This is a genomic window from Micromonospora sp. WMMD812 (genome assembly GCF_027497215.1).
Classification (GTDB): Bacteria; Actinomycetota; Actinomycetes; order Mycobacteriales; family Micromonosporaceae; genus Micromonospora.
Window position 1 is genome coordinate 2,890,199 of sequence record NZ_CP114904.1, and the last position, 24,784, is coordinate 2,914,982.

At 73.9% G+C, this 24,784-nt stretch carries 22 protein-coding genes; 7 read left to right on the plus strand and 15 right to left on the minus strand.

Annotated elements, in window-relative coordinates:
- Nucleotides 1-2: 2 nt before the first annotated feature.
- Both O7603_RS13200 and O7603_RS13205 read right to left on the minus strand, forming a co-directional pair.
- Nucleotides 3-1,769 carry a hypothetical protein gene (locus O7603_RS13200; protein ID WP_281576004.1) on the minus strand — a complete coding sequence of 589 codons (1,767 nt, stop codon included), beginning with the start codon at nt 1,767-1,769 and terminating at the stop codon, nt 3-5.
- Nucleotides 1,769-3,688, minus strand: coding sequence for a hypothetical protein (locus O7603_RS13205; protein WP_281576682.1), 1,920 nt, complete (start codon nt 3,686-3,688; stop codon nt 1,769-1,771). Before O7603_RS13205 ends, O7603_RS13200 begins: the two co-directional genes overlap by 1 nt.
- Before the next feature lie 280 nt (nt 3,689-3,968).
- On the opposite strand from O7603_RS13205, the gene O7603_RS13210 reads away from it, so the two are divergent.
- Nucleotides 3,969-5,159, plus strand: a complete 1,191-nt coding sequence (locus O7603_RS13210) for a hypothetical protein (protein WP_281576005.1) — start codon at nt 3,969-3,971, stop codon at nt 5,157-5,159.
- 90 nt (nt 5,160-5,249) lie between these two features.
- Here O7603_RS13210 and dxs read toward each other — a convergent pair whose 3' ends face one another.
- The 4 genes from dxs to O7603_RS13230 all read right to left on the minus strand — a co-directional run bounded on the left by dxs (nt 5,250) and on the right by O7603_RS13230 (nt 11,865).
- Nucleotides 5,250-7,196 carry a 1-deoxy-D-xylulose-5-phosphate synthase gene (gene dxs, locus O7603_RS13215; RefSeq protein ID WP_281576006.1) on the minus strand — a complete coding sequence of 649 codons (1,947 nt, stop codon included), beginning with the start codon at nt 7,194-7,196 and terminating at the stop codon, nt 5,250-5,252.
- 94 nt (nt 7,197-7,290) lie between these two features.
- On the minus strand, nt 7,291-8,466 hold the full coding sequence (locus O7603_RS13220) for an anhydro-N-acetylmuramic acid kinase (RefSeq protein WP_281576007.1): 1,176 nt from the start codon (nt 8,464-8,466) through the stop codon (nt 7,291-7,293).
- Nucleotides 8,467-8,495: 29 nt separating this feature from the next.
- Entirely contained in the window at nt 8,496-9,710 is a 1,215-nt protein-coding gene (locus O7603_RS13225) for a TRAM domain-containing protein (RefSeq protein WP_281576683.1), read from the minus strand.
- 91 nt (nt 9,711-9,801) lie between these two features.
- Nucleotides 9,802-11,865 (minus strand): APC family permease, encoded by a 2,064-nt coding sequence (locus O7603_RS13230; protein ID WP_281576684.1) that lies wholly within the window; start codon nt 11,863-11,865, stop codon nt 9,802-9,804.
- Nucleotides 11,866-12,020: 155 nt separating this feature from the next.
- Between O7603_RS13230 and O7603_RS13235 the strand changes: the two genes are divergently transcribed.
- On the plus strand, nt 12,021-12,686 hold the full coding sequence (locus tag O7603_RS13235) for a TrkA family potassium uptake protein (RefSeq protein WP_281576008.1): 666 nt from the start codon (nt 12,021-12,023) through the stop codon (nt 12,684-12,686).
- Nucleotides 12,687-12,689: 3 nt separating this feature from the next.
- Nucleotides 12,690-13,379: a TrkA family potassium uptake protein gene (locus O7603_RS13240; RefSeq protein WP_281576009.1), complete on the plus strand. Its 690-nt coding sequence runs from the start codon at nt 12,690-12,692 to the stop codon at nt 13,377-13,379.
- Between the two features lie 69 nt (nt 13,380-13,448).
- On the opposite strand, the gene O7603_RS13245 is transcribed toward O7603_RS13240, so the two are convergent.
- The 4 genes from O7603_RS13245 to dut form a co-directional block, all read right to left on the minus strand.
- Nucleotides 13,449-14,132, minus strand: coding sequence for a DUF3159 domain-containing protein (locus O7603_RS13245; RefSeq protein WP_281576010.1), 684 nt, complete (start codon nt 14,130-14,132; stop codon nt 13,449-13,451).
- A gap of 35 nt (nt 14,133-14,167) precedes the next feature.
- On the minus strand, nt 14,168-14,548 hold the full coding sequence (locus O7603_RS13250; RefSeq protein WP_281576011.1) for an OB-fold nucleic acid binding domain-containing protein: 381 nt from the start codon (nt 14,546-14,548) through the stop codon (nt 14,168-14,170).
- Between the two features lie 122 nt (nt 14,549-14,670).
- Nucleotides 14,671-15,369, minus strand: a complete 699-nt coding sequence (locus O7603_RS13255; RefSeq protein WP_281576012.1) for a DUF3710 domain-containing protein — start codon at nt 15,367-15,369, stop codon at nt 14,671-14,673.
- Between the two features lie 25 nt (nt 15,370-15,394).
- On the minus strand, nt 15,395-15,907 hold the full coding sequence (gene dut / locus O7603_RS13260; protein WP_281576013.1) for a dUTP diphosphatase: 513 nt from the start codon (nt 15,905-15,907) through the stop codon (nt 15,395-15,397).
- Between the two features lie 87 nt (nt 15,908-15,994).
- Here dut and O7603_RS13265 point away from each other — a divergent pair, with 87 nt between their 5' ends.
- Nucleotides 15,995-16,492, plus strand: coding sequence for a DUF3093 domain-containing protein (locus tag O7603_RS13265; RefSeq protein ID WP_281576685.1), 498 nt, complete (start codon nt 15,995-15,997; stop codon nt 16,490-16,492).
- On the opposite strand, the gene O7603_RS13270 is transcribed toward O7603_RS13265, so the two are convergent.
- Together O7603_RS13270 and O7603_RS13275 are read right to left on the minus strand one after the other, a co-directional pair.
- Nucleotides 16,483-17,280 carry a hypothetical protein gene (locus O7603_RS13270; RefSeq protein ID WP_281576014.1) on the minus strand — a complete coding sequence of 266 codons (798 nt, stop codon included), beginning with the start codon at nt 17,278-17,280 and terminating at the stop codon, nt 16,483-16,485. The two genes, O7603_RS13265 and O7603_RS13270, sit on opposite strands and share 10 nt — an antisense overlap.
- A 132-nt stretch (nt 17,281-17,412) precedes the next feature.
- Entirely contained in the window at nt 17,413-17,709 is a 297-nt protein-coding gene (locus O7603_RS13275; RefSeq protein ID WP_091269374.1) for a DUF4193 domain-containing protein, read from the minus strand.
- 433 nt (nt 17,710-18,142) lie between these two features.
- Here O7603_RS13275 and O7603_RS13280 point away from each other — a divergent pair, with 433 nt between their 5' ends.
- Entirely contained in the window at nt 18,143-18,658 is a 516-nt protein-coding gene (locus tag O7603_RS13280) for a LytR C-terminal domain-containing protein (protein ID WP_281576686.1), read from the plus strand.
- Nucleotides 18,659-18,720: 62 nt separating this feature from the next.
- Here O7603_RS13280 and O7603_RS13285 read toward each other — a convergent pair whose 3' ends face one another.
- Nucleotides 18,721-19,542 carry an inositol monophosphatase family protein gene (locus O7603_RS13285; protein ID WP_281576015.1) on the minus strand — a complete coding sequence of 274 codons (822 nt, stop codon included), beginning with the start codon at nt 19,540-19,542 and terminating at the stop codon, nt 18,721-18,723.
- Between the two features lie 292 nt (nt 19,543-19,834).
- Here O7603_RS13285 and O7603_RS13290 point away from each other — a divergent pair, with 292 nt between their 5' ends.
- The gene (locus O7603_RS13290) at nt 19,835-21,445 is read left to right on the plus strand and encodes an RNA polymerase sigma factor (protein WP_281576016.1); all 1,611 of its coding nucleotides are present in this window, start codon (nt 19,835-19,837) and stop codon (nt 21,443-21,445) included.
- 242 nt (nt 21,446-21,687) lie between these two features.
- The gene (locus O7603_RS13295) at nt 21,688-21,921 is read left to right on the plus strand and encodes a hypothetical protein (protein WP_265008284.1); all 234 of its coding nucleotides are present in this window, start codon (nt 21,688-21,690) and stop codon (nt 21,919-21,921) included.
- A 230-nt stretch (nt 21,922-22,151) separates the two neighbouring features.
- Here O7603_RS13295 and O7603_RS13300 read toward each other — a convergent pair whose 3' ends face one another.
- Nucleotides 22,152-23,885: a DEAD/DEAH box helicase gene (locus O7603_RS13300; RefSeq protein ID WP_281576017.1), complete on the minus strand. Its 1,734-nt coding sequence runs from the start codon at nt 23,883-23,885 to the stop codon at nt 22,152-22,154.
- A gap of 228 nt (nt 23,886-24,113) precedes the next feature.
- The gene (locus O7603_RS13305) at nt 24,114-24,773 is read right to left on the minus strand and encodes a trimeric intracellular cation channel family protein (protein WP_281576018.1); all 660 of its coding nucleotides are present in this window, start codon (nt 24,771-24,773) and stop codon (nt 24,114-24,116) included.
- Between the last annotated feature and the right edge of the window lie 11 nt (nt 24,774-24,784).

Consider the following 24,784-nt stretch of genomic DNA (forward strand, 5'->3'; position numbering starts at 1 on the left):
CCTCAGCCGACCCGGTCCCGGACGTCCCACACCCACGCGCCGCCGACCTCCCGGCCGGGGCCGAGCAACGCGTCGAGCGTCCGCCGGACCGGGTCGGAGTGGCGCGGGACGGCCTGCACCACGACCGCCGCCCGCCAGTGCCGCAGGTCGTCCACGGCCTGCCGGCGGTCGGCGTCGGTGACCACCGGCACCTCGCCGGTCTCGGCGACCCGGCGCAGCAGGGCCGCGGTCGGCCGGTCCGGAGCGCCCCACCGAGCGGTCGGGTCGTCCGGGCCGGTCGGGCCGATGAAGTAGCCGCCGGGGGCGGGGAAGGCCAGCCCGGTCCGGGCCGACCACAGCATCGCCGGGCTGACCGCCGCCCCGGTGACCGGCGGCACCGGGACGACGGTCCGCCCGGGCGGCACGTACGCTCGCCAGCCGCCGTCGGTCACGAACGCCGGGACCGGGACGGCCGGCACGGTCCGGATGGGGGTGGGCGTGAGCGGCAGCAGCGCGGCGGCCACCGCACCGGCCCAGAGCAGCCGCCGCGGCACCATCAGCGGGCGGACCCGGTCCAGGGAGAGAGCGAGCAGGATCCCGAGCACCGGCACGCAGACCAGCGCGAAGCGCGCGGGCACCGCCAGGTCGAGCAGCGGCAGCGCGGCCACCAGCCGGTACGGGCCGGGGACGTCGGTAGCCGTCCCGTTCACCCGGATCTCCGCGCCGAGCGAGAGCAGCCCGAACAGCACGCCGCAGCCGGCCAGCGCGCGGACCAGCGTCCGCCGGCGCAGCCAGATCACGATCACCACGGCGAGCACGAGCAGGCCCGGCCCGAAGAAGGAGTTCTCCTCGGTCGGGTTGGGCGAGAGCAGCCCGGGCAGGTAGTCGTCCCCGACCACGGTCTGCCGGGCGGCGGCGGTGAACGACGCGGCGTCGAGCTGGTAGCCGTACGCGTCGAAGGCCATCCCCCGGTAGTGCTGCGGACCGAAGAACTGGAACCACAGCGGGTACGCCAGCAGCACCCCCGCCACCGCCGTGCCGATGCCGATGCGGCCGAGCAGGGCGGGCGCCAACCGGCGGGCCGCGGGCCGGTCGGCGAGCGCGTACCCGACCGCGAACACGCCGGCGGCGAGGGCCAGGAAGACGAGCAGCTCCTCGCCGAGGAAGACCTGCCAGGTGACCAGCAGGCCGAGGAGGAGCCCGTCCCGGCGGACCCGGCCGCGGTCCGGCCGGAACACCACCGCGAGGATCACCGGCACCAGGAACTGAGCGGCCATGTGGGGATGCGCGCCCGCCTGGGCGACCATTCCCGGGGCGAAGCCGCAGAACAGCCCGCCCACCGCGGCGGCGGCCCGGGAATCGACCAGCCGGCGGCGCAGCAGCGCGTACCAGGCGGCGGCGGTGCCGGCCAGGCAGCAGACCACCGTGACCAGGAACGCTGCCTGCGGGCCGAACAGCAGGGTGACCGGCGTCAACGGCACGCCCAGGCCGAGCACGGACGTGTTCGCCATGAGGTTGACCCCGTCCGGCGCGTTCAGGGCGGTGCTGTGCAGCGGGTTCTCCAGCCCGACCACGGCCCGGGCCGCGCGGGCGAGCATCCACTCGAAGAGGATCTGGTCCCCCGCCTGGTGGAACAGCCGGCGGGGGTGACGCCACTGCCCGCTGGTCAGCAGCACCGCCAGGCCGAGGTAGCCGGCCACCACCAGCGCGTCGACCGTCCACACCGGGCGGTGACGCCGGCGGGGTTCCGCCGCGACCTCGGCCGGGGCGGAGGTCGTGCCGGCCGCCATCAGGCGGTGCGGTCGGTCAGCGCCCGCACGTCCCAGACCCAGACGTCCAGCTCGCGGCGGCCGGGACCGACCAGCTGCTCGACGGTACGCCGCAGCGGCTCGGCGTTCTGCTGGCGCACCGGCAGCACCAGGATCGCCGCCCGCCAGTGCCGCAGCTCGTCCAGCGACCGGCGGCGCTGCCGGTCGTCCAGCGTCGGCGTACGGCCGGTCGTGGCCACCTTCTCCAGCAACTGACCCACGCCGCTGGGCCGCCCACCGAACCGCCCGGGGTCGCCGGTGTTGCCGTTGCGCGGGGCGAGGAAGTAGCCGCCCGGGATCTTGAAGTCGAGGTTCGTGGTGGCCGCCCAGCGCATGCCGTGGGTGTTGCCCATGCTCGGCACCGGGATCGGCACGAGCGTCTGGTCCGGCCCCACGTACGCCCGCCAGCGGTCCGCGGTGATGAAGTCCGGCACCGGCGGGCGGGAGATCACCCGCAGCGGCATCGGCGCGATCGGCAGCAGCGCGAGCACCAGCCCGGCGGCGGTGATGGTCCGGACCGTACGCCGGTCGGCCGGCCGCAGCGACCAGGCGCGCTCGACGGCGACGGCCAGCAGCAGGGCGATCGCCACGCTGGTGATCAGGCCGAACCGGGTGGGCACCACCGCGTCGAGCAGCGGCAGCCCGACCAGGAGCTGCCACGGGCCGGTGAACAGCTCCCGGTCCCACCAGGACACCCGCTCGCCGAGGGAGAGCACGGCGAAGAGGACGCCGGTCGCCGCGAGGGCGCGGACCAGCAGCTCCCGCCGGAGCCAGACGACGATGCCGACGGCGAGCAGCGTCAGGCTCCAGCCGAAGAAGGCGTTCTCCTCGGAGTAGTTGGGCGCGAGGTTGGTGTTGGCGCGCTGGTGGCCGCCGAGTGTCGGCGAGCCGGGGGCGAAGAAGGCGGCGATGTCGTTGCCGTAGTCCTGGACCGTGTCGCTGAGCCCGTGGTACGCCATGGGCCCGGCGAACTGGATGTAGAGCGGGTACGCCAGCAGCGCCCCGGCCAGCACCGTGCAGGCCGACAGCCCGACCGCGAGGGGGCGCCACGCCGCGGACCAGCGGGCCGGCTCCTGGACGAGCACGGCGAGCAGGAAGACCCCGCACGCCAGCGCGGTGAAGAGCAGGATCTCCTCGTTGATGAACGCCTGCGCGGTGACCAGCAGGGCCAGCATCGCGCCGTCGCGGACCGGCCGGCGGGAGCGGGTCAGCACCAGCACCCGCCACACGATGAACGGCAGCAGGAACTGGCTGATGATGTTCGGGTGCCAGTTGGCGTGCGACAGCATGGCCGGGGAGAAGCCGCAGAACCAGCCGCCGACCGCGGCGGCGAGCGGCGTGCGGACCAGGTGCCGGGAGAGCACGAAGTACCAGGCGGCGGCGGTACCGGCGAGGCCGAGCGTGACCAGCAGCACGAAGGAGACCGCCGGTCCGAAGAGCAGGGTCACCGGCACCATCGGGATGCCGAGCGCGAGGACGGCCGTGTTGGCCATCAGGTTCACGCCGTCCGGGTAGTTGAACTGGTCGGTGTAGAACGGGAACTCCCCGTGCAGCACCACCCGGACGGAGTGGGCGAGGAAGAACTGCACCTGCGCCGGGTCGCTGCTGTAGAGCGAGGCCACCCGGCCGGCCGGGTCCGCCCAGATTCGGCTGGTCACCCAGAGCGCGGCGAGCAGGAACAGCGCGTACACCGCCAGGTCCTGCCGGCGACGGGTCCACCGGCGGCGCGCCGCGGGGGCGCGCCGTGCGCCGTCGTCGTCGGTCGGGTCACCGTCGGTCGGGGCACCGTCGGTCGAAGGGCCGTCGGTCGGGGCGCTGTCGGTCGGGGCCGCCGTGGCACCGTCAACCCGGTCGGCGAGCTCGTCGATCGGCGACGCCGACGGATCGGCGACCTCGGGCAGGGTCGCGACGGCGCCGCCGGCGACGCTGTTGACGGTCGGACCGGACGGGACGTCCGCGGCGGCGTCGGTCTCGCGAGCGGACTCGGCGCGGAGCTCGGCAGGCGTCACAGTCGGCGGAGTCTACCTCAGGCACCGAAATGGCAGCCAAAGCCATGGAGTCGGTCCTTTGTGGTGGGCTGTCCGGTGCACGGCCGGCCCGGCACGAGGCGGCGGGTCGCACTGGTCGGACATCTCGTACCATGACGCTTCCGGCAGGAGTCGAGCGATCGGGGGCGTACAGGTGGCGCCAGTCCGCACGAGCGGCAAGACGGTCACCGCACTTCTCACCGTGCTGCTGGCCGTGACGGCCTGCGGTCCGGTCGCCGACCGGAAGGCCGACGACCTGCCCGTCGGCTACGACAGCCTGGACGGGTCACTCGCGGTCTGGCCGCCCCGGGGCAGCCTGGCCGGCGACACCGCCGCCACCGCGGCGGTGACCCGGGCGGTACGGGCCTGGCGCTCGCCGGCGGACGACCGGGTGCACCTGTCGTCGTCCGGCATCCTCTTCTCCGGCGAGATGGACGGCGTGCCGGTGGCCCTGGTCGCCGCGGATGTCCCCGGCGAGAGCGCCTCCTGGCTGCTGCAACTCACCGGCGACGGCGGCCGGTACGCGGTCACCCGGGCCACCGAGTACACCGATCCCGGCTACCTCGTCTACTCCGACGTGCTGCCGGTGCGGACCCCCACCGGGCGCCGCTACCTGACCTCCGCCCGGGTGGAACGCCTGCTCGGGCCGGACGGCCGGGCCCTGGAGACCCGGGACGGAATCAGCGCGCCGGTCGACGTGCCGGGCTGCCGGGCGGTGCCGGTGACGGCCACCCTGCGGACCACCGAGTCGCTGCCTCGCGGCCGGGCCGCTGACCGGCTGCTCGACCTCGGCACCGACACCGCCGACCCGCGGTACCCGCTGGTCCGCGACGAGACGGGCTCCGGCAAGCGGGCACTGACCGGGTTGGACACCTGCGCGCTGGCCGGCGACAAGGGCCCGTTCGGCAGCATCCCGCGCCGGGTCGGCGACCGGGACGCGCCGCGCTCGGTGCCGGATTCCTGGCCGATGGCGAAGGTGGCCGTCCGATCACTGGGCGAGGTGGCCCTCGGCGGCGGGCCGGCCGAGCTTCAGCAGCTCACCTGGGAGAGCGCGACCGACACGATGACCGCGGTGGTCTACCGGCCGGCCGACGGTGGCGCACCGGTGGTGTCGCCGGCCGACCGGTCGACCCCACTGCAGACGTACCGGCTGCCGGTGCCCGGTCGGCCGCTGGTTGTGCTGAGCTGGCGGGCCAGCCGCGACACCAACCTGGCGGTGCCGCCGGACACGCCGCTGCTGGTGGAGCGACCAGGGCTGGCGGTCGTGCCGCAGCCCGAGCACACCGAGACGTTCAGCCTGGCCGGTACGGAGAAGACGCACTACCGCTCGGTCGGCGGCCGCTGAGCGACGACCGGTTCGGCGCCGCCGTCGCACCGGTCCGGAAAGACGCGACGGCGGGCGGCTCCGGTGCCGGAGCCGCCCGCCGTGTGGTCGTCAGTTCTGCGCGGCCGCGTCGTCGGCGGTGAGCTCGACCGGCGCGCCGTCCAGCCCGGAGATCCAGCCGGTGACGTCCCGCGCGACGTCCTGCGCGGTGAGGCGCAGGTCGGTGAGGATCTGCGCACGGGTGCCGTGCGGGTGCCAGGCCGCCGGCACGCCGAGGTCGCGCAGCGGCACCCGGACGTCGGCGTCCCGCATCGCCTGGGCGAGGGCGTCACCGACGCCGCCGACCCGTACGCCGTCCTCGACGGTGACCACGAGCCGGTGTCCGGCGGCCAGCTCGACCAGCTCGGCCGGGACCGGACGGACCCAGCGGGGGTCGACCACGGTGACCCCGTAGCCCTGCTCGGCGACCCGGGCGGCGACCTCCATGCCGAGGTGGCCGAACGCGCCCACGGCGACCAGCAGCACGTCGGTGCGCGCCGACTCGGCGAGCACGTCGACCGCGCCGACCCGGCGCAGGGCCGGCAGGTCGGCGGCGACGGTGCCGGTCGGGAAGCGGACCACGGTCGGACCGTCGTCGACAGCGATCGCCTCGCGCAGCTCCTCACGCAGCGTGGCGGCGTCGCGGGGCGCGGCGATCCGCAGACCCGGCACCACCCCGAAGACCGACATGTCCCAGATGCCGTAGTGGCTCGGCCCGTCCGGGCCGGTGATGCCGGCCCGGTCGAGCACGAAGGTCACCGGCAGCTTGTGCATCGCCACGTCGAGCAGCACCTGGTCGAAGGCCCGGTTGAGGAACGTGGCGTAGACCGCCACCACCGGGTGCAGGCCGCCCAGCGCCAGGCCGGCCGCGGAGGTGGCCGCGTGCTGCTCGGCGATGCCGACGTCGTACACCCGCTCGGGGTACTTGCGGGCCAGGGTGGCGATGCCGGTCGGCTCGGCCATCGCGGCCGTGATACCCACCACGTCCGGCCGCTCGTCGGCGATCGCGACCAGCTCGTCGGCGAAGACGTGGGTCCACTTCACCGACGGCGCGGCGACCAGCTGGCCCGTCTCGACGTCGAAGGCGCCCCCCGGGCCGTGCAGGCAGTCGGCCTCGTCCTCCTCGGCCGGCCGGTAGCCGTAGCCCTTCCGGGTGACCGCGTGCACGATCACCGGGCCGCCGAAGTGCTTCGCCGCCCGCAGCGCCGACTCGACCGCGGCGACGTCGTGCCCGTCGACCGGGCCGACGTACTTGATGCCGAGGTCCTCGAACATGGCCTGCGGGGCGACCGCGTCCTTGATCCCCTTCTTGACCGCGTGCAGCACCTCGTACATCGGCCGGCCGACCAGCGGGGTGGAGCCGAGGGCGTCCTTGACCGTGTCGAGGACCTTCTCGTAACCGGGGTTGAGCCGCAGCGAGGAGAGGTGGTCGGCGAGCCCGCCGATGGTCGGCGCGTAGGACCGGCCGTTGTCGTTGACCACGATGACGAGGGGGTTGCCGGCGGTGGCGATGTTGTTCAGCGCCTCCCAGCACATGCCGCCGGTCAGCGCGCCGTCGCCGACCACGGCGACCACGCTGCGCGGCTCGCCACGCAGCGCGTACGCCTTGGCGAGCCCGTCGGCGTAGGAGAGGGCGGTGGAGGCGTGCGAGTTCTCGATCAGGTCGTGCTCGCTCTCCGCCTGGCTCGGGTAGCCGGAGAGGCCGCCGCGCTGGCGCAGCCGGTCGAAACCGGCCTGCCGCCCGGTGACGATCTTGTGCACGTACGCCTGGTGGCCGGTGTCGAACAGGAAGCGGTCCCGCGGCGAGTCGAAGACCCGGTGCATCGCGAGTGTCAGCTCCACCACGCCGAGGTTGGGGCCGACGTGCCCACCGGTGCGGGACACCTTGGCGATCAGGAAGTCACGGATCTCGGCGGCGAGAATGTCCAACTGCTCGGCGGACATCCGCTTGACGTCCTGCGGACCCCGCACGGTGGCCAGCAGCCGGCCGTGGTTGGCCGTGTCCTCTTCAACACTCATGACCGCAGAGTCTATCGGCCGGCCGGTACTCCGCAGCCCGGCCCGACGCCCGAGCGTGCCGGGTACAGGGTGTATCCGGCCGTTGAGCTGGGCGTCAGCAGTCGATTCGCAGCCGGCGCGGCGGTGCCGGAGGCGCGGTCCGCGGGCCGGGCCCGGAGGGGGTCCAGGAGCCGAGCACCGAGGGCCGGGAGGCGCCGGTCACCGAAGGGATCGCCCCCGGCAGTCCGTGCCAGGACAGCCAGCCGAGCAGCGCGAAGGCGTACGCCTCCTTGGCCTGCGCCGACACGCCCAGCTCGTCGGTGGTGCTCAGCCGCCACCGGCCGGCGCCGAGCGCAGCGAGCCGGCCGCGGAGCGTGGGATTGCGCACTCCACCGCCGGCCGCGACCACCTCGACCACCCCGTGCCGGTCGCACTCGGCCGCCACCACCCGGGCGGTCAACTCGGTCAGCGTGGCCAGCACGTCGTCGGCCGGGACCGGCTCACCGAGCCCGACCAGCCGCTCGTCCAGGTAGCCGGCGTGGAACAGCTCCTTGCCGGTCGACTTCGGCGGCGGCGCGGCGTAGTACGGCTCGGCGAGCAGCGCGTCGAGCAGGCCCGGATGCACCCGCCCGGCCGCCGCCCGCGCGCCGTCGAGGTCGCAGGGCCGGTTCAGGAGACGGCGTGCCGCCGCGTCCAGCAGCGCGTTGGCCGGCCCGACGTCGTACCCGAGGACCGGCGCGCCCGGTGCGATCACGGTGAGGTTGGCGATGCCGCCGAGGTTCAGCGCGGCCCGCGGCGCCGCGGCGGGCGCCCCGTCGTCGGGTGCCAGCAGCAGGGCGTCGAAGGCCGGCACCAGCGGCGCGCCCTGCCCGCCGGCGGCGATGTCCGCCGAGCGCAGGTCGCTGAGCACGGGTACGCCGGCCCGGGCGGCCACCCGGGCCGGCGAACCGAGTTGCAGGGTGCCCCGGGCGACCCCGGCCTCCACCCAGTGGAAGACGGTCTGCCCGGGCGAGACCACCACGTCGGCCGCGCCGCCGGCCAGCTCCAGCCCGATCGCCGCCGCCTCGGCGAACACCCCGCCCAACCGGTTGTCCAGCTGGCAGACCGCCTCGATGGTGGTGGCCGACGGGGGCAGCAGCGCCCCGATCCGCGCGCGCAGCTCCGCGTCGTAGTCGATGCCCCGGTGCCCCAGCGGACGCAGCCAGAGCGTGTCCCCCTCGGTGCGGAACTCGGCGGCGGCCACGTCGACCCCGTCGTACGACGTCCCCGACATCAACCCGACGATCTTCACCGCGCCAGGTTAGCGCCGGCGACCGGGTCTCAGTCGGGTGGCAGCAGCAGGCCGACCAGCTCGACGTGCTGGGTCATCGGGAACAGGTCGAAACCGCGCAGCGCGGCGAGCCGCCAGCCCGATTCGGCGAAGGTGCGCACGTCCCGGGCGAACGCGGCCGGGTCGCAGGCCACGTACCCGATCGCCCGCGGCCCCGCGGCGACCAGTTGGCGGACCACCCGGGCGCCGGCGCCGGTACGCGGCGGGTCGAGCACCACCACGTCGACCGGGCCGGTGATCCGCCGGCGGGTCAGCGCGGTCTCCACCCGGGCCGCCACCACCTCGACGCGGGGCAGGTCACGCAGGTTCTCCCGGGCCGCGGCGACGCCCTGCTCGGCCGCCTCGACGAGGGTGACCCGGCCCGAGTCACCGACCCGGCCGGCGAGCGCGGCGGCGAAGAGCCCGGCGCCGCCGTAGAGGTCCCAGGCCGACTCCCCCGGACGCGGGTCGACCAGCTCCAGCACCGCCCCGACCAGGGTGTCCGCCGCGGCGGGGTGGACCTGCCAGAAGGCGGTCGCGGGCAGGCGCCAGTCCCGGCCGGCGGCCACCTCGTGGACGGTGGCCGGCCCCTCCGCCGGGGTGGCCACGCCCGCGCTCACCGCCGCGACGGCCACGTCGCCGCCGGTGGACGCGACGGTCTCCACGGCCTCGGCGTCCGGCCAGCGGGCGCCGCTCGGGGTCAGCACCCGCAGCCGCTGGATCGCCGGGTGCGCGATCAGGCACCGGTCGATCGGCACCACCTCGTGCGAGCGGTGCTTGAGCAGCCCGGCCCGGTCCGCCGCGTCTACCGCGTACCGAACGCGGGAGCGCCAGCCCAGCGGCCCGCCCGGCAGTGCCTCGACCCGGACACCCAGCCGCTCCAGCTCGGTCTCGGTCAGCCCGCCCAGCCGGGTCAACTGCTCGCGCACGATGGCGGCCTTCCACTCCAGCTGCGCCGCCGGGGCGACGTGCTGGAGGTCGCAGCCACCGCAGCGGCCCGGTCGGGCGTACGGGCAGGGTGCCTCCACCCGGTCCGGGGAGGCGCTCAGCACGGTCACCGCGTCGGCGCGGACGAACCCCTTGTGCACCTCGGTGACCTCGGCGACGACCCGCTCGCCGGGCAGCGCGTGCCGGACGAAGACGACTTGCCCGTCCACCCGGGCCACGCAGTGCCCACCGGGGGCGACCGGGCCGACGGTCAGCTCGACCCGCTCCGCCTCGGCCAGACCGCGGCGGTCGTCCGCGCCGGCCGGCTCGTCCGCTCCGGCCCCGTCCGGGCGCTCGCCGAGCTCCGGGCCGCCCGGGCCCACCGCCGGCTCAGTCACGGCCACCGCCCTCGCCCGGCGGCGCGGAGACCACCGGCGGGACGCTCGGCGGCAGGGTGCTGCGCGGCGCCACCCGCGGGCCGCGGGCCGGGCCGCGGGACAGCGTGGCGTCCAGGCGGTCGAGGTCCTTGCTCGCGGTCGAGGCGAGCTGCCACGGCACGCTGGTCACCATCACCCCCGGCTCGAAGAGCAGCCGGCCCTTGAGCCGCAGCGCGCTCTGGTTGTGCAGGAAGTTCTCCCACCAGCGCCCGACGACGTACTCCGGGATGAAGACGGTGACCACGTCGCGCGGCGACTCCCGTCGGGTGTTGGCGACGAAGTCCAGGATCGGCCGGGTGATCTCCCGGTACGGCGAGTCGACCACGGTCAGCGGCACCGGCAGCTCCCGCCGCTCCCACTCCGCCTGGAGGTCCCGGGTGTCCTTCTCGTCCACGTTCACGGTCACCGCGGTGAGCGTGTCCGGCCGGGTGGCCCGGGCGTACGCGATGGCCCGCAGGGTCGGCTGGTGCAGCTTGCTGACCAGCACGATCGCGTGGTTGCGGGCGGGTAGGACGGCGCGCCCCTCGTCCGGCGGGGTCAACTCCCGCGCGACCCGGTCGTAGTGGGCGCGGATGCCCAGCATCACCAGGTAGATCACCGCCATCGCGGCGATCGCGATCCAGGCGCCGAGCAGGAACTTGGTGACCAGCACGATCACCAGCACCGTGCCGGTCAGGCCCATGCCGAACGTGTTGATGGCCCGGGAGCGGTGCATCCGGCGGCGCGCCTCCGGATCCCGCTCGGTCCGCAGGTGCCGGTTCCAGTGCCGGATCATGCCGGCCTGCGAGACGGTGAACGAGACGAAGACCCCGACGATGTAGAGCTGGATGAGCCGGGTCACCTCGGCCTGGAAGCCGACGATCAACACGATCGCGAAGACGGCCAAAAAGAGGATGCCGTTGGAGAAGGCCAGCCGGTCGCCCCGGGTGTGGAACTGCCGGGGCAGGTAGCGGTCCTGCGCGAGGATCGAGCCGAGCACCGGGAACCCGTTGAAGGCGGTGTTCGCGGCCAGGAACAGGATCAGGGCGGTCACCCCGGCGACCACGTAGAGCAGGATCGACCCGGACCCGAAGACCGCCTCGCCCAGCTGGGTGGTCACGGTCTTCTGCACGTACCCCTCGGGGCCGGAGACGATCTGGAGGGCCGGGTCCTCGACGAACTGCAGGTGGGTCAGCCGGGCCAGCCAGATGATCCCGACCAGCAGGCTCACCGCGATCACACCGAGCAGCAGCAGCGTGGTGGCCGCGTTGCGGCTCTTCGGCGCCTTGAACGCCGGCACGCCGTTGGAGATCGCCTCGACGCCGGTGAGCGCGGCGGCGCCCGAGCTGAACGTCCGCAGCAGCAGGAAGACCAGGGCGAACCCGGTCACGCTGTGCTCGGCCTGGATGACCAGCTCGGCGCTCGGCGCGCGGAGGTCGTCGCCGAGCACGAAGACCCGGACCAGCCCGGTAAGCAGCATCCCGCCCATCACGATCACGAAGCCGTACGTGGGGATGGCGAACGCGGTGCCCGACTCGCGCAGTCCGCGCAGGTTGACCGCGGTCAGCAGCACCACCGCGAGCACCGCGATCATGACCTTGTGGGTGGCCACGAAGGGCACCACCGAGCCGAGGTTGGCCACCCCGGAGGAGACCGACACCGCGACGGTGAGCACGTAGTCGACCAGCAGGGCGCTGGCCACCCCGAGGCCGAACTTCGGGCCCAGGTTGACCGTGGCCACCTCGTAGTCGCCGCCGCCGGACGGGTAGGCGTGCACGTTCTGCCGGTAGCTGGCCACCACGGTCAGCATGACCACCACCACGGCGAGCGCGATCCACGGCGAGAAGACGTACGCCGAGGCCCCGGCGATGGAGAGGGTCAGCAGGATCTCGTCCGGCGCGTACGCGACGCTGGAGAGCGCGTCCGAGGCGAAGACGGGCAGCGCGATGCGCTTCGGCAGGAGGGTGTGCTGCAGCCGGTCGGACCGGAACGGTCGACCGAGGAGCAGCCGCTTCAGCAGCGAGGTGGGGTGGGCCACGAACGCCAAGAGTACGACCACCGTGCCGGGGGTGCGGGGGTGGGCGATCATCACCGCCCGTGCCGGCGGTACGGTCGGTCCCCGTTCCTGGCCGGGACGTGGCAGGCTCGCAGTCGACGGGCCCGGCGCGGACGGGTCGCAGCTTGGGAGGAAGCGTGCATGTCGTGATCATGGGCTGCGGCCGGGTCGGCTCGACCCTCGCCCACAGCCTGGAGTCCCGGGGGCACTCGGTCGCGGTGATCGACCAGGACGCCGACGCCTTCCGCCGGCTCGGCCCGGACTTCGCCGGGATCACCGTGACGGGCGCCGGCTTCGACGGTGACGTGCTGAGGCAGGCCGGCATCGAGCGGGCCGACGCGTTCGCCGCGGTCTCCAGCGGCGACAACTCCAACATCATCTCCGCCCGGCTGGCCCGGGAGACGTTCGGGGTGTCCCGGGTGGCGGCCCGCATCTACGACCAGCGTCGGGCACAGGTCTACGAACGGCTCGGCATCCCGACCGTGGCCACCGTCCGCTGGACCGCCGACCGGATGCTGCGGCACCTGGTGCCGGAGGGGAACGTGGAGATCTTCCGCGATCCGACGAGCACGGTGTCGATCGTCGAGGTGCCGGTGCACAAGGACTGGGTCGGCCGGTCGGTACGTGGGCTGGAGGAGGCGGTCGGGGCGCGGGTGGCGTACCTGATCCGCTTCGGGATCGGCACGCTGCCCACCGCGTCCACGCTGCTGCAGGAGGGTGACCAGGTGTTCATGCTGGTCACCGACGACATCGCCACCACCGTCACGTCGGTGGCGGCGGCGCCGCCGGAAGGGGGGCACTGAGCCATGCGGATCGCCATCGCCGGCGCCGGCAACGTGGGCCGCTCGATCGCCCAGGAGCTGATCGACAACGGCCACCAGGTGATGTTGATCGAGCGGCAGCCGAAGATGCTCCGGCCGGACCGGGTGCCCACCGCCGAGTGGGTTCTCGCCGACGCGTGCGAGTTGGCCAGCCTGGAGGAGGCCAACCTCGCCGGGTGCGACGTGGTGGTCGCCGCCACCGGGGACGACAAGGTCAACCTGGTGGTCTCGCTGCTGGCCAAGACCGAGTTCGCGGTGCCGCGGGTGGTCGCCCGGGTCAACCGCGCGGAGAACGAGTGGCTCTTCACGGAGCAGTGGGGCGTCGACGTCGCGGTGAGCAAGCCGCGGGTGATGGCCGCGCTGGTCGAGGAGGCGGTTACCGTCGGCGACCTGGTCCGGCTGATGACCTTCCGGCAGGGCGAGGCGAACCTCGTCGAGATCACCCTGCCGCCGACCGCGCCCTACGTCGGCCAACCGATCCACGCGGTGCCGCTGCCCCGCGACTCCGCGCTGGTGGCGATCCTGCGGGGCAAGCGGGTGCTGGTCCCCAGCTCGGACGACCCGATCGAGGCGGGCGACGAGCTGATCTTCGTGTGCACGGCCGAGGTGGAGGACGCCGTGCGCGCGGTGATCCTCGGCCCGGACAGCGTGGAGCGCACCCGCGGGGCGAGCTGAGCCGACCGCGTCACCCGGCTCCCCCACCACCGGTCGGAGGGCCGGGGACCGGCGGCCCGGGCGGGTCGGTCAGCTGCCGGGCAGCGGGTCCGGCTGGGTCTCCCGGGTCACCCGGCGCACCCACCAGACGGTGATCAGCAGCAGCAGCGCGTACGGCGGGTAACCCAGCACCAGCCGGGCCACACCGAGCGCGGTGTCCTGGTGGGCGAGGTAGAGCCCGGCCTGCACGCCGACCTTGGCCAGCCAGACCACGCCCCAGAGCACGGTCAGCGAGGTGAACGTCCGCACCAGGCGGGGGTCGTCGCGCCATTCGGACCGGCCCTTGGCGACCAGCACCGACCAGATCCAGCCCACCAGCGGCTGGCGGATGGCGGCGGAGAGCAGCAGGACCACGCCGTAGCCGATGCCGTAGAGGATGCCGGGGAGGTAGAAGTCCCGCTCGTTCCCCGTACGCCAGGCGATCGCCGCACCGATGGCGATGCCGAAGAGCCCGTTGACCGCGTGCCGGATCGGGCGGCGCTGGGCCAGCCGCAGCCCGGCGATCAGCAGCGCCACCGCCACCGAGGCGATCACCGCGGGGCGCAGCTCGCCGACGATGTTGGCGATCACGAAGACCACCACCGGGATGCTCGACTCCACCAGCCCGCGCCAGCCGCCGAGCTGGTCGGCCATCTGCTCGGCGATGGTGGGCAGCCGCTCCTCGTCCTCCGGCCCGGTCGCCGGCCCGGCCGCTGGGTGCTGTCCGGTCGTCATCGGCCCTCGTCCGTCCGCCGTGCCCACGCCGTCACTCACTTCGGCGCGTCCAGCTCGTAGTACGGGTTGTAGATGACCTTGCGGTCGTCTCGCATCGCGACCCGCCCCCGGGCGGTGAGGTGCCGACCCGGCTCGATTCCGGCGATGTGCCGCCGGCCCAACCAGACCAGCGTCACCACGTCGCTGCCGTCGTAGAGGTCGGCCTCGAGGGTGGGCAGGTTCGTCCGCGGCGTGTAGACCACGGTGCGCAGCCGCCCGGCGACCGAGACCACCTGGCCCCGGGAGCACTGCCGGGCCAGCGTGCCGCCGCACTCCGCGCTCTCGCGCTGCAGCTCCTCCGCCTCGATCTCGGCCTCGCTCGCGGTGAGCCGTTGCAGGATGCGCCGCAGCGACACCCGGCTCTCGTCGGTCGTCATGACCCCCGCGTCACCCTCTCCACGCCGGCCGGCCCGCGCCGGCACCGCCCGGACCCGGCGTCCGGGACCGCCCCGCCAGCGTACGCCGATCGGGCCGGTCCCGGTGGTCGGGTGGTGGGCGGTCAGACCTGGCGCGGCCGCGCGGCCGGTCGCCCGCCGTCCGGCGACGCCCCCTCCGGCTCGCCCTGCAGCTCGGCCTGGTCGGCGACGTCACGCGGCAGCCGCAGCGGCAGCGGCTCGCGGACCGGCTTGGCCTCGTTGCCCCGGTCGACCACCAGGCCGTCCAGGCACTCGGTCAGGGGCCCGGCCGCCGCCGGATCGCTCGCCGAAGGGCCCTGGAAGACACCGCGCACCATCCAGCGCGGGCCGTCGATGCCCACGAAGCGCAGGTCGGTCACGCCGTCCGGGGTGGTCACCCGGGCCCGCAGTTCGGTGCCGTACTCGCCCGCGACCTCCTGGGCGGCGGCGCCGTCGGTGAACAGCGACTGGCGGATCTCCTCGCGCACCTCGTCCCAGATCCCCTCGGACCGGGGGGCGGCGAAGACGCCGAGCTGCAGGGCGTTCTCCCCGTGCACCAGCACGACCTGCTGGATCACACCCTGCTGGTCGGCCTGCACCCGCACCTCGACCTCGGGCACCGCGGGGATGTGCAGGCTGCCGAGGTCCAGCCGAGCCACGCCGGCCGGCGCCTCGGAGATGTCGTACGGGCCACGGGTGAGGACGGGCGTGGTCACCGCCTCGATCTCGTTCTCGTCGCGGACCTCGGGCCGCTCGTCGCGGGTCTGCCGTCCGGCACCGGCCCGCTTCCGGGAGAAGATCACTGCGCCCACCCTCCGCTGTTCGCGCTCACCCTGTCACCTCTTCGCTACGCCGGTCCGGTCGCGGCGGCTCCGCCGGCGGCGGCACCAGACCGGCGTGCCCGCCGGTGGAGCCGTGCCCGCCGGTCCCCCGCCGGGACGACGGCAGCTCGGCCACCGGCTGGAAGTCCGCCCGCGCCACCCGCTGCACAACGAGCTGGGCGATCCGGTCGCCACGGGCGATCTTCGCCGGCGTCACCCGATCGTGGTTGATCAGGTTCACGAGGATCTCCCCCCGGTAGCCGGCGTCGACCGTACCGGGCGCGTTGAGGACCGTCACACCGAGCCTGGCCGCGAGCCCGGACCGGGGGTGGACCAGGCCCACATACCCCTCCGGGAGCGCGATCGCCACCCCGGTCGGGACCAGGGCGCGCCCGCCGGGCGGCAGCTCGACGTCCGCGGCGGCCACCAGGTCGGCCCCCGCGTCGCCGGGATGGGCGTACGCCGGCAGCGGCAGCTCGGGATCGAGCCGCCGTAGGGGCACGGGTACGACGTCGGTCACGATTCCCTCTTCCGTCCGGTCCAGTGGTGACCCTGCCATCCTGCCGGGTACCCGGGCCGCCGTCCGCCGTACCCTCGGACTGTGAGCCTGTCGCCGTCCTCGCCGTCACCGGCGCCGCCCGTGGCGGCGCCCGCCGCGTACTCCGAGCGCCTCGGCCTGTCCTGGTGGCTCTGGCTGGCCGGGCTGGCGGTCGCCGGCCTGCTCGCCGCGGAGATCTGGATGGGTGCGCCCGGGCTGCGCTCCTGGCTGCCGTTCGCGGTCCTGCCGCCGGTCACCGCCGCCGGGCTGTGGTGGCTGGGCCGGATCCGGGTGGCGGTGCGCGACGGCGAGCTGCTGGTGGACGACGCCCGCCTGCCGGTGCGGTACGTCGCCGACGTGGTCCCGCTGGACGCCGCCGGCCGCCGCGAGGTGCTCGGCGTGGGCGCCGACCCGCTGGCGTTCGTGGTCCAGCGTCCGTGGATCGGTGGCGCGGTCCAGGTGGTGCTGGACGATCCGGACGACCCGACCCCGTTCTGGGTGGTCAGCACCCGGCATCCGGTCGCGCTGGCCGAGGCGGTCCTCGCCGCCCGCGACGCTCAGGGCTGATCGGACGGCCCGGGCAGGTTGCGCGGCGGGCCGGGCAGCGCGAGGCGCTTGCGGCGCAGGTCGCCGCGGACCTGGTCGCCGAGCGAGCGGGTGGCCCGACGGTTGAGGAAGCTGGCCACGGCCGCTCCGGTGAGGAACGGCCCCAGCGTGGTGAGGTTGCGGCCGAAACGCCGCAGCAGGGTGTCCCGCAGCTCCCGGCGGGCCGCGGTGCCGAGCACCGCCCCGATACCCGCGCCCGGCATCATCGGGTTGACCCCGCGCTGGGTGGCCCAGGCGTGCACCAGGGCGACGGCCCGCTGGCTGCGGCCGGTGGGCAGCGGGACCCCGTAGATCTCGTGCAGCTCGCCGATCAGCTTGAGCTCGACAGCCACCACGGCGACCGTCTCCGCCGCCAGCAGCACCGGGGCGGAGAGCAGGGTCGGGGTGACCGTCCACTCGACCGCGGCCACGCCGCCACCGGCCGCGCCGACCCCGGCGGTCGCCCGGGCGGCGTTGCGGACCAGCCGTTCGGCGAGCGCCTCATCGTCCAGGCCCTCGAAGTGCCGGCGCAGGGTGGCCAGGTCCCGGACCGGGACGTGCGGGGCGATGTCGGTGACGGTGTCGACCATCCAGCGGACCGCCGCCCGGGGCTTGAACAGGTCGCCCAGGCCGCGGGTGCGGGCCTGGCCGACGAGCCGGGTCAGCAACTGCCGGCGCCGCGCCGGCGCGATGTCGTCCTCGGTCAAGGCCGCCACGGTGGCGCCCAGCTCCGCCGGGTCGCGCTCGGGTGCGCCGCCCTGCTCGCTCATCGGTCCCGACCTCCGGATGCTGACGTCGTCGTAGGTTGACCGTTACGAGTCAAGCAGTTCCCGGCTAGCGGCGCATGGTGACGCCGACAGCGGCGGCCTCGATCGGGAGGCCGCCGCTGGTGTGGACAGAGGTCAGACGCACTCGCGGCAGATCAGCTCGCCGTTGCGCTCGACCGCCAGCTGGCTGCGGTGGTGGACCAGGAAGCAGCGAGCACAGCGGAACTCGTCCTGCTGCATCGGCAGCACCTTGACCGTGAGCTCCTCGTCGGCCAGGTCGGCGCCGGGCAGCTCAAAGCTCTCGGCCACCTCGGCCTCGTCGACGTCCACAGCGCCCGACTGTGTGTCGACGCGCCGGGCCTTGAGCTCTTCCAGGCTGTCCTCGCCGAGGTCGACCTCGTCGCGACGCGGGGCGTCGTAGTCGGTGGCCATCGGTTTCACTCTCCCATATCGATGTTGTCGCTTCCGGTTGTAACGCCGGACGACGCTGTTTCGGTTCCGCTGGCCGGCCACGCGTTGTGTCGGTCACCCGACCCGAAATCGATCCCGGCCCGGGGCCGCCAGGAAACCCCCCAGCGAGCGCGGTACCTTACCCCCCCTTTGGGCGAGGCATGTATACCGCCCTTGTGGCAAAGATGTACGCCCCCGCACGGGAAGATGTTCCCAATGTGACTCAGGCGACACGAAGATAGGGGTAGTAGTACCTGGTTCCGGGATGGCGCGCCGGCATGTCCGGCTGTTTCCACGCGACAGCCGGACAACCGTTAACCTCAGCGGCGTACCCGACGGCCCGGGGCGGCGCATCCGCCGCCGGCCGCCGCCACCCTTCTGAAGTCCGGGGAGCGCCCAGATGAGTTTTGCGCGAGTGCGGGCACTCGTTGTCGTCGGCCTGCTGGCGGTCTTCGCCCTGGTCTTCGTGGTCGTCGCGCTGGTCCGCGACAGCCAGGGCAACGCCGGCACCGCCGCGGGCTGCCCGGACGGCTGGCCACTCGCCGACGTCACCCTGCACGAGCCCAAGGACGTCAAGATCAACGTACTGAACGCGACCGACGAGGCCGGCCGCGCCGCGACCGTCGCCGACGACTTCCGCAACCGCAAGTTCCAGGTCAAGAAGGTCGGCAACGAGAAGAAGCAGGTGGACGACGTCGCCGAGCTGCGGTACGGCCCGAAGGGCGTCGGCTCGGCGCACCTGCTCCGGGCGTACTTCCTCGACAACGCCGAGCCGGTCTACGACGCGAAGCGGACCGACGACACGGTGGATGTCGTGCTGGGCAACAGCTTCCAGCAACTCGCGACCACCACCGAGGTGAACCAGTCCCTCGGTGACCTGGGCTCCCCCGTCGCGCCGCCCGGCTCCTGCCCCGCCCCGGTCGACAAGTGACCTGGCCCCCGGCCCCCGGCCCGGCGGACAGGTGACCTGACCGCACCGCGGCCGGCGGGCGATCAGGGGCCGCCGGACGCGTCGAGGTCGGCCAGCCGGTCGTGCAGCGGCGCGAAGAGCGCCGGCGGCGCGGCGATCACCAGCTCCGGCCCCGCCGGTCGGCCGCCCAGCCCGGCCACCGTCAACCCGGCCTCGGTGGCCACCAGCGCTCCGGCCGCCTGGTCCCAGGCGGCCAGCCCCTTCTCGTAGTAGGCGTCCACCCGACCCTCGGCGGCCAGGCAGAGGTCCAGCGCCGCGGCGCCGAACCGGCGGATGTCGCGGACGTGCGAGATCAACTCGGCCACCACGCGAGCCTGGTGCGCCCGACGCTTCGGGTCGTAGCCGAAGCCGGTGGCGACCAGGGCCTGGCCCAGGTCCGCCTCCGTGGAGCAGCGCAGCCGCTCGCCGTCGCGCCACGCGCCGCCGCCGGCGGTGGCGGTCCACTCCTCCCCGGTGGCCACGTTGCGCACCACGCCGGCCACCACCTCGCCGTCCACCTCGGCGGCGAGCGACACCGCGCAGTGGGGCAGCCCGTAGAGGTAGTTGACGGTGCCGTCGATCGGATCGACGATCCACCGCACGCCGCCGGCGCCGACCGGCCCGGTGTCACCCGACCCGTACTCCTCGCCGAGCACCGCGTCGGCCGGCCGGATCCGGCCCAGCGCGCCGAGAACCTGCCGCTCGACCGCCCGGTCAGCGGCGGTGACCACGTCGGTCACCGTGCTCTTGGTCGCGGCCACCGAGACGCCCTCGGCCCGCATCCGGTACGCGGTCGCCGCGGCGTCCCGCGCGACCTCGATCGCGATCTCCAGCAAACTGCCCGGCGACGGCACCGTACGGTCCATCCTTCGTCCCCTTCCCGCACGACCGGGGCGTTCCGGCTCACGCGCGGGTATCATCCTTACAAAGTCCACATCTGCGTCGAATTGGCGGTCCCCGCGCCCCGTACGCCGTGCGGCGCAGGATGATCGCCGCAGACGGCGTTACAATTCACCCCTGCCCACGCGCCACGGACCGCCGACGACCGGCCGGCCGGCCCGGGACACGGGGGTTCCTCAACCACATCGTCCGGCACGGTAACCCCTGCTGCGCCGGGCGACCCGGCCGTGCTCGCTCTTCGCCTCCGGAAGGTCATTCGTGACAGAACCCCGCCAGACCGGCGCCGACGTTCGCTCGCTCACCGACACCCTGATCGCCCACGCGCAGAGCGCCGGCGGCCAGCTCACGTCGGCCCAGCTCGCGCGCACCGTCGAGTCCGCCGAGGTGACTCCGGCCCAGGCCAAGAAGATCCTCCGGGCGCTCTCCGAGGCCGGAGTGACCGTGGTCGTGGACGGCTCGGCCAGCACCCGTCGCCGGGTCGCCGCCGCCCGCTCCGCCACGCCGGCGTCCCGGGCCACCACCGCCAAGACCACCAAGAAGGCCGCCGCGCCCGCCCCGAAGCAGGCTCCCGCCGCCGACGAGTCGCCGGCGCCCGCCCCGCGGAAGGCGACCGCGCGCAAGGCCGCCGGCACCACCGCCGCGGTGGCCAAGGCGGCGGCGCCGGCCAAGGCCGCGAAGTCGACCCGGGCCACCAAGGCGACGGTCGCCACGGCCGCCGGCAAGCCGGCCAAGGCCGCGCCGGAGAAGGCCAAGGGCGAGGACGGCGAGGCGGAGATCGATCCGGAGGCGCTCGCCGCCGAGATCGAGGACGTGGTGGTCGAGGAGCCGGCCGAGCTGACCCAGGCCGCCGAAGCCGACGCGGCGAGTTCGGCCACCGACAACGACTTCGAGTGGGACGACGAGGAGTCGGAGGCCCTCAAGCAGGCCCGGCGTGACGCCGAGCTGACCGCCTCCGCCGACTCGGTCCGGGCGTACCTGAAGCAGATCGGCAAGGTCCCGCTGCTCAACGCCGAGCAGGAGGTCGAGCTGGCCAAGCGGATCGAGGCCGGGCTCTACGCCGCGGAGCGCCTGCGCGCCGCCGACGAGGGCGAGGAGAAGCTCAGCCGCGAGATGCAGCGCGACCTGATGTGGATCTCCCGGGACGGCGAGCGGGCCAAGAACCACCTGCTCGAGGCCAACCTGCGACTCGTCGTGTCGCTGGCGAAGCGCTACACCGGTCGCGGCATGGCCTTCCTCGACCTGATCCAGGAGGGCAACCTCGGCCTGATCCGCGCGGTCGAGAAGTTCGACTACACCAAGGGCTACAAGTTCTCCACCTACGCCACCTGGTGGATCCGCCAGGCCATCACCCGCGCCATGGCCGACCAGGCCCGCACCATCCGCATCCCGGTGCACATGGTCGAGGTGATCAACAAGCTCGGCCGGATACAGCGCGAGCTGCTCCAGGACCTGGGCCGCGAGCCCACCCCGGAGGAGCTGGCCAAGGAGATGGACATCACACCGGAGAAGGTGCTGGAGATCCAGCAGTACGCCCGGGAGCCCATCTCGCTCGACCAGACCATCGGTGACGAGGGCGACAGCCAGCTCGGCGACTTCATCGAGGACTCGGAGGCCGTGGTCGCGGTCGACGCGGTCTCGTTCTCGCTGCTGCAGGATCAGCTCCAGCAGGTGCTCCAGACGCTCTCCGAGCGTGAGGCGGGCGTGGTACGCCTGCGCTTCGGCCTCACCGACGGGCAGCCGCGCACGCTGGACGAGATCGGCCAGGTCTACGGGGTGACCCGGGAACGGATCCGGCAGATCGAGTCGAAGACCATGTCCAAGCTGCGCCATCCGTCGCGGTCCCAGGTCCTGCGGGATTACCTGGACTGAGCCCGAATCGTCAACCCGGCGTGTCGGTTTGACCACTTGGCGTGCAACGCCGGATGGTGATCGACCGGTTGCACGATTGTGATCGTTGACGTGGCACCCTTGGTACACGGCACACTGTCCCTGCCATGTGTGACCTCGGTCCCCCGCGGGCACACAGGGAAGGCCAGGCCCGACGAGGATGTTGCAGGATAGGTGAGCAACCGAAGAGAGTGTTCATCGGTGACGACCAGAGGAGGAAGGCGATGACCCCGACCCTCACGCCGCCGCCCGAGACGGTGAGCCCCCCGGCCGCCGATGAACGGTGCGACCGCTGCAATGCTGCCGGCAAGCTCCGCATCACTCTGGCGGGTGGGAGCGAGTTGGTGTTCTGTGGGCACCACGCGAACAAGTACGCGGAGGATCTCGTGAAGATCACCGTGCGGTACGCGGCGGACCCCGAGTTCAGCTGGCGTGGCGCCGATTTGATGGCGAACTGATTCCATAACCGGCACAGCCGGCCGGAGGCACCCGATGGGTGCCTCCGGCCGGCTTTTTCACGCCCGCACCCCGGCCGCCCCGTGCCCCGCAAGCGCGCCCTCGCGCCCCGTCCGGCCCCACGCGTGATCAAGAGGTTCGCGTCACGCGGATCGCGATTCCTGACGCAAACCTCTTGATCAACGCAAACCGGCGCCACGGCCGCGGAGCCCGCCGGGGCGGGGCGGGGATCTCAGAGGGTCTGCACGGTGGCGATGCGCTCTTCGAGCTGCTCGATCGTCGCCTGGGCGCTGGGCGGGCCGCCGCAGAGGCGACGCAGCTCGGCGTGGATCTTGCCGTGCGGTTGGCCGGTGCGGTGATGCCGGGCGGCCACCAGAGCGTTGAGTTGGCGGCGCAGCGCCACCCGCCGCTGGGCGGCGCTCATCGGCGCGGCCGGCGCCTCCGGGGCCGCAGCGGCCGGCTCAGCCGTCCGGACGGCCGCCCTACGCCGCTGGGCGGCCAACTGCTCCGCCTGCCGCTTGGTGAGCAGCATGGAGACCTGATCGGCGGTGAGCAGACCGGGCAGGCCCAGATACTCCTCCTCCTCCGGGGTGCCGGCCTGGGCGGCCGTGCCGAACGACGCACCGTCGAAGATCACCTGATCCAGCTCGGCCGTGGCCGAGAGCGCGGCGAACCTCTTCTCCAGCTCGCCGCTGGCCTGGTCATCACGCTGGGCCCGCTCGAGCAGGTCGTCGTCGAAGCCGTCGGAGTCCTTCGGCTTGCCCAGGACGTGGTCCCGCTCGGCCTCCATCTCGCTGGCCAGCCCGAGCAGGTGCGGCACGCTGGGCAGGAAGACCGAGGCGGTCTCGCCAGGGCGGCGAGCCCGGACGAACCGGCCGATCGCCTGGGCGAAGTAGAGCGGCGTGCTGGCGCTGGTCGCGTAGACGCCCACCGCCAGGCGCGGGATGTCCACACCCTCGGAGACCATCCGCACCGCCACGAGCCACCGCTGGTCGGACGCCGAGAACGTCGCGATGCGCGCCGAGGCGCCGGCGTCGTCGGAGAGCACGACAGCCGCCTTCTCACCGGTCAGCCGCTCGATCAGCTTCGCGTACGCACGGGCGGTCTGCTGGTCGGTGGCGATGACCAGGCCGCCGGCGTCGCTCATCCCGGCCCCGCGCAGCACGGTGAGCCGGGCGTCGGCGGCTCGCAGCACCTGGGGCATCCAGTCCCCGGCCGGATCCAGCGCGGTCCGCCAGGCCTGCGCGATCAGGTCCTGGGTCATCGGTTCGCCGAGCCGCGCCGCCAACTCCTCCCCGGCGTTGGTCCGCCACCGGGTCTCCCCCGAGTACGCGAGGAACAGCACCGGCCGGACCACCCCGTCGCGCAGCGCGTCCGAGTAGCCGTAGACCGAGTCGGCGCGGGAGCGCAGCAGCCCGTCACCGCCGCGCTCGTAGGTGACGAACGGGATCGGGTTGTCGTCGGAGCGGAACGGCGTGCCGGTGAGCATCAGCCGGCGTACGGCGGGCTCGAAGGCGGCCTTCACGCCGTCGCCCCAGGACCGGGAGTCGCCGGCGTGGTGGATCTCGTCGAGGATCACCAGCGTGCGTCGGGTCATGGTGCGCCGCCGGTGCACCTGCGGGGCCATCCCGACCTGGGCGTAGGTGACCACGGCCCCGTGGAAGTCGGCCGAGGAGTGCAGGTCGGCGTTGCGGAACGCGGCGTCGAGCTGGATGCCGACCCGCGCGGCGGCCTCCGCCCACTGGCTCTTCAGGTGCTCGGTCGGCGCGACCACGGTGACCGCCTCGACCGTGCCGTCGGCGAGCAGTTCGGCGGCGATGCGCAGGGCGAACGTGGTCTTGCCCGCTCCCGGCGTGGCGACCGCCGTGAAGTCTTCGGCACGCCGGCGCAGGTACTCCACCATCGCCTTGCGCTGCCAGGCGCGAAGTGCCGGGAACGTCTCGATCGCCGGCAACCGGGCTGCCACGCGAAGGCTCCTCTCCGACCGCACGAAGGCGGACCCCGGCCGAGGGCCACGGGTGCCGCCGCCCATGAAAACGCCTCCGCGCCGAAGATGCCGCGAAGGCCGACTCAGCATAACCAGCGGGCGCCGCCCGGCCCAGGCGACGCCACGCTGGTCACATCCGCCACTCAGGTGCCGCCGGTCACCGCCGGCGGCGGTCCACCTCCGGGCGCCGGCCGGCGGCCCGGCCCGTCACCATTCCGCGTCCGGCCCCGGCTCCGACCGGGTGCGCGGCGGACGCATCGGCGCCACCGGCGCGGCCCACCGTCGACGCAGCGCCACCAGCCGTAGCCCGAAGATGAGCACCGCCGCCGTGACCAGCGGCACCGGGCCGACGTACCCCAGGCCGTGCAGCACCGCCACCACGATCGAGCCGGCGAGAGCGGCCACCGCGTAGATCTCCCGGCGCAGCACCACCGGGATCTCGCCGGTGAGCAGGTCCCGGCCCAGCCCGCCGCCGATCGCGGTGAGCATGCCGATCACGCATGCCCCGACCGCCGGGACCCGGGCGTCGAGGGCCTTGAGCGTGCCGGTGACCGTGAAGAGGCCGAGCCCGGCCGCGTCCAGCACCAGCACGGTGGTCCGCAGCCGGGCCAGTTGGGGATGCAACCAGAAAACCGCCGCCGCGGTCACCGCGGCCGCGGTGGCGTACCGCCAGTCGGCGAAGGCCAGCGGCGGAACCTCGTTGATGACCAGATCACGGAAGATCCCGCCGCCCAGGGCGGCCACGAAGCCGACGAAGACGACGCCGAACAGGTCGAGCCGTTTGGCCACCGCGGCGGAGGCGCCGGACGCGGCGAAGACCGCGACGCCGACGAGGTCGGCGATGAGAAGGGCGGTGGAGGTGGTCACCGCCGCAGGTT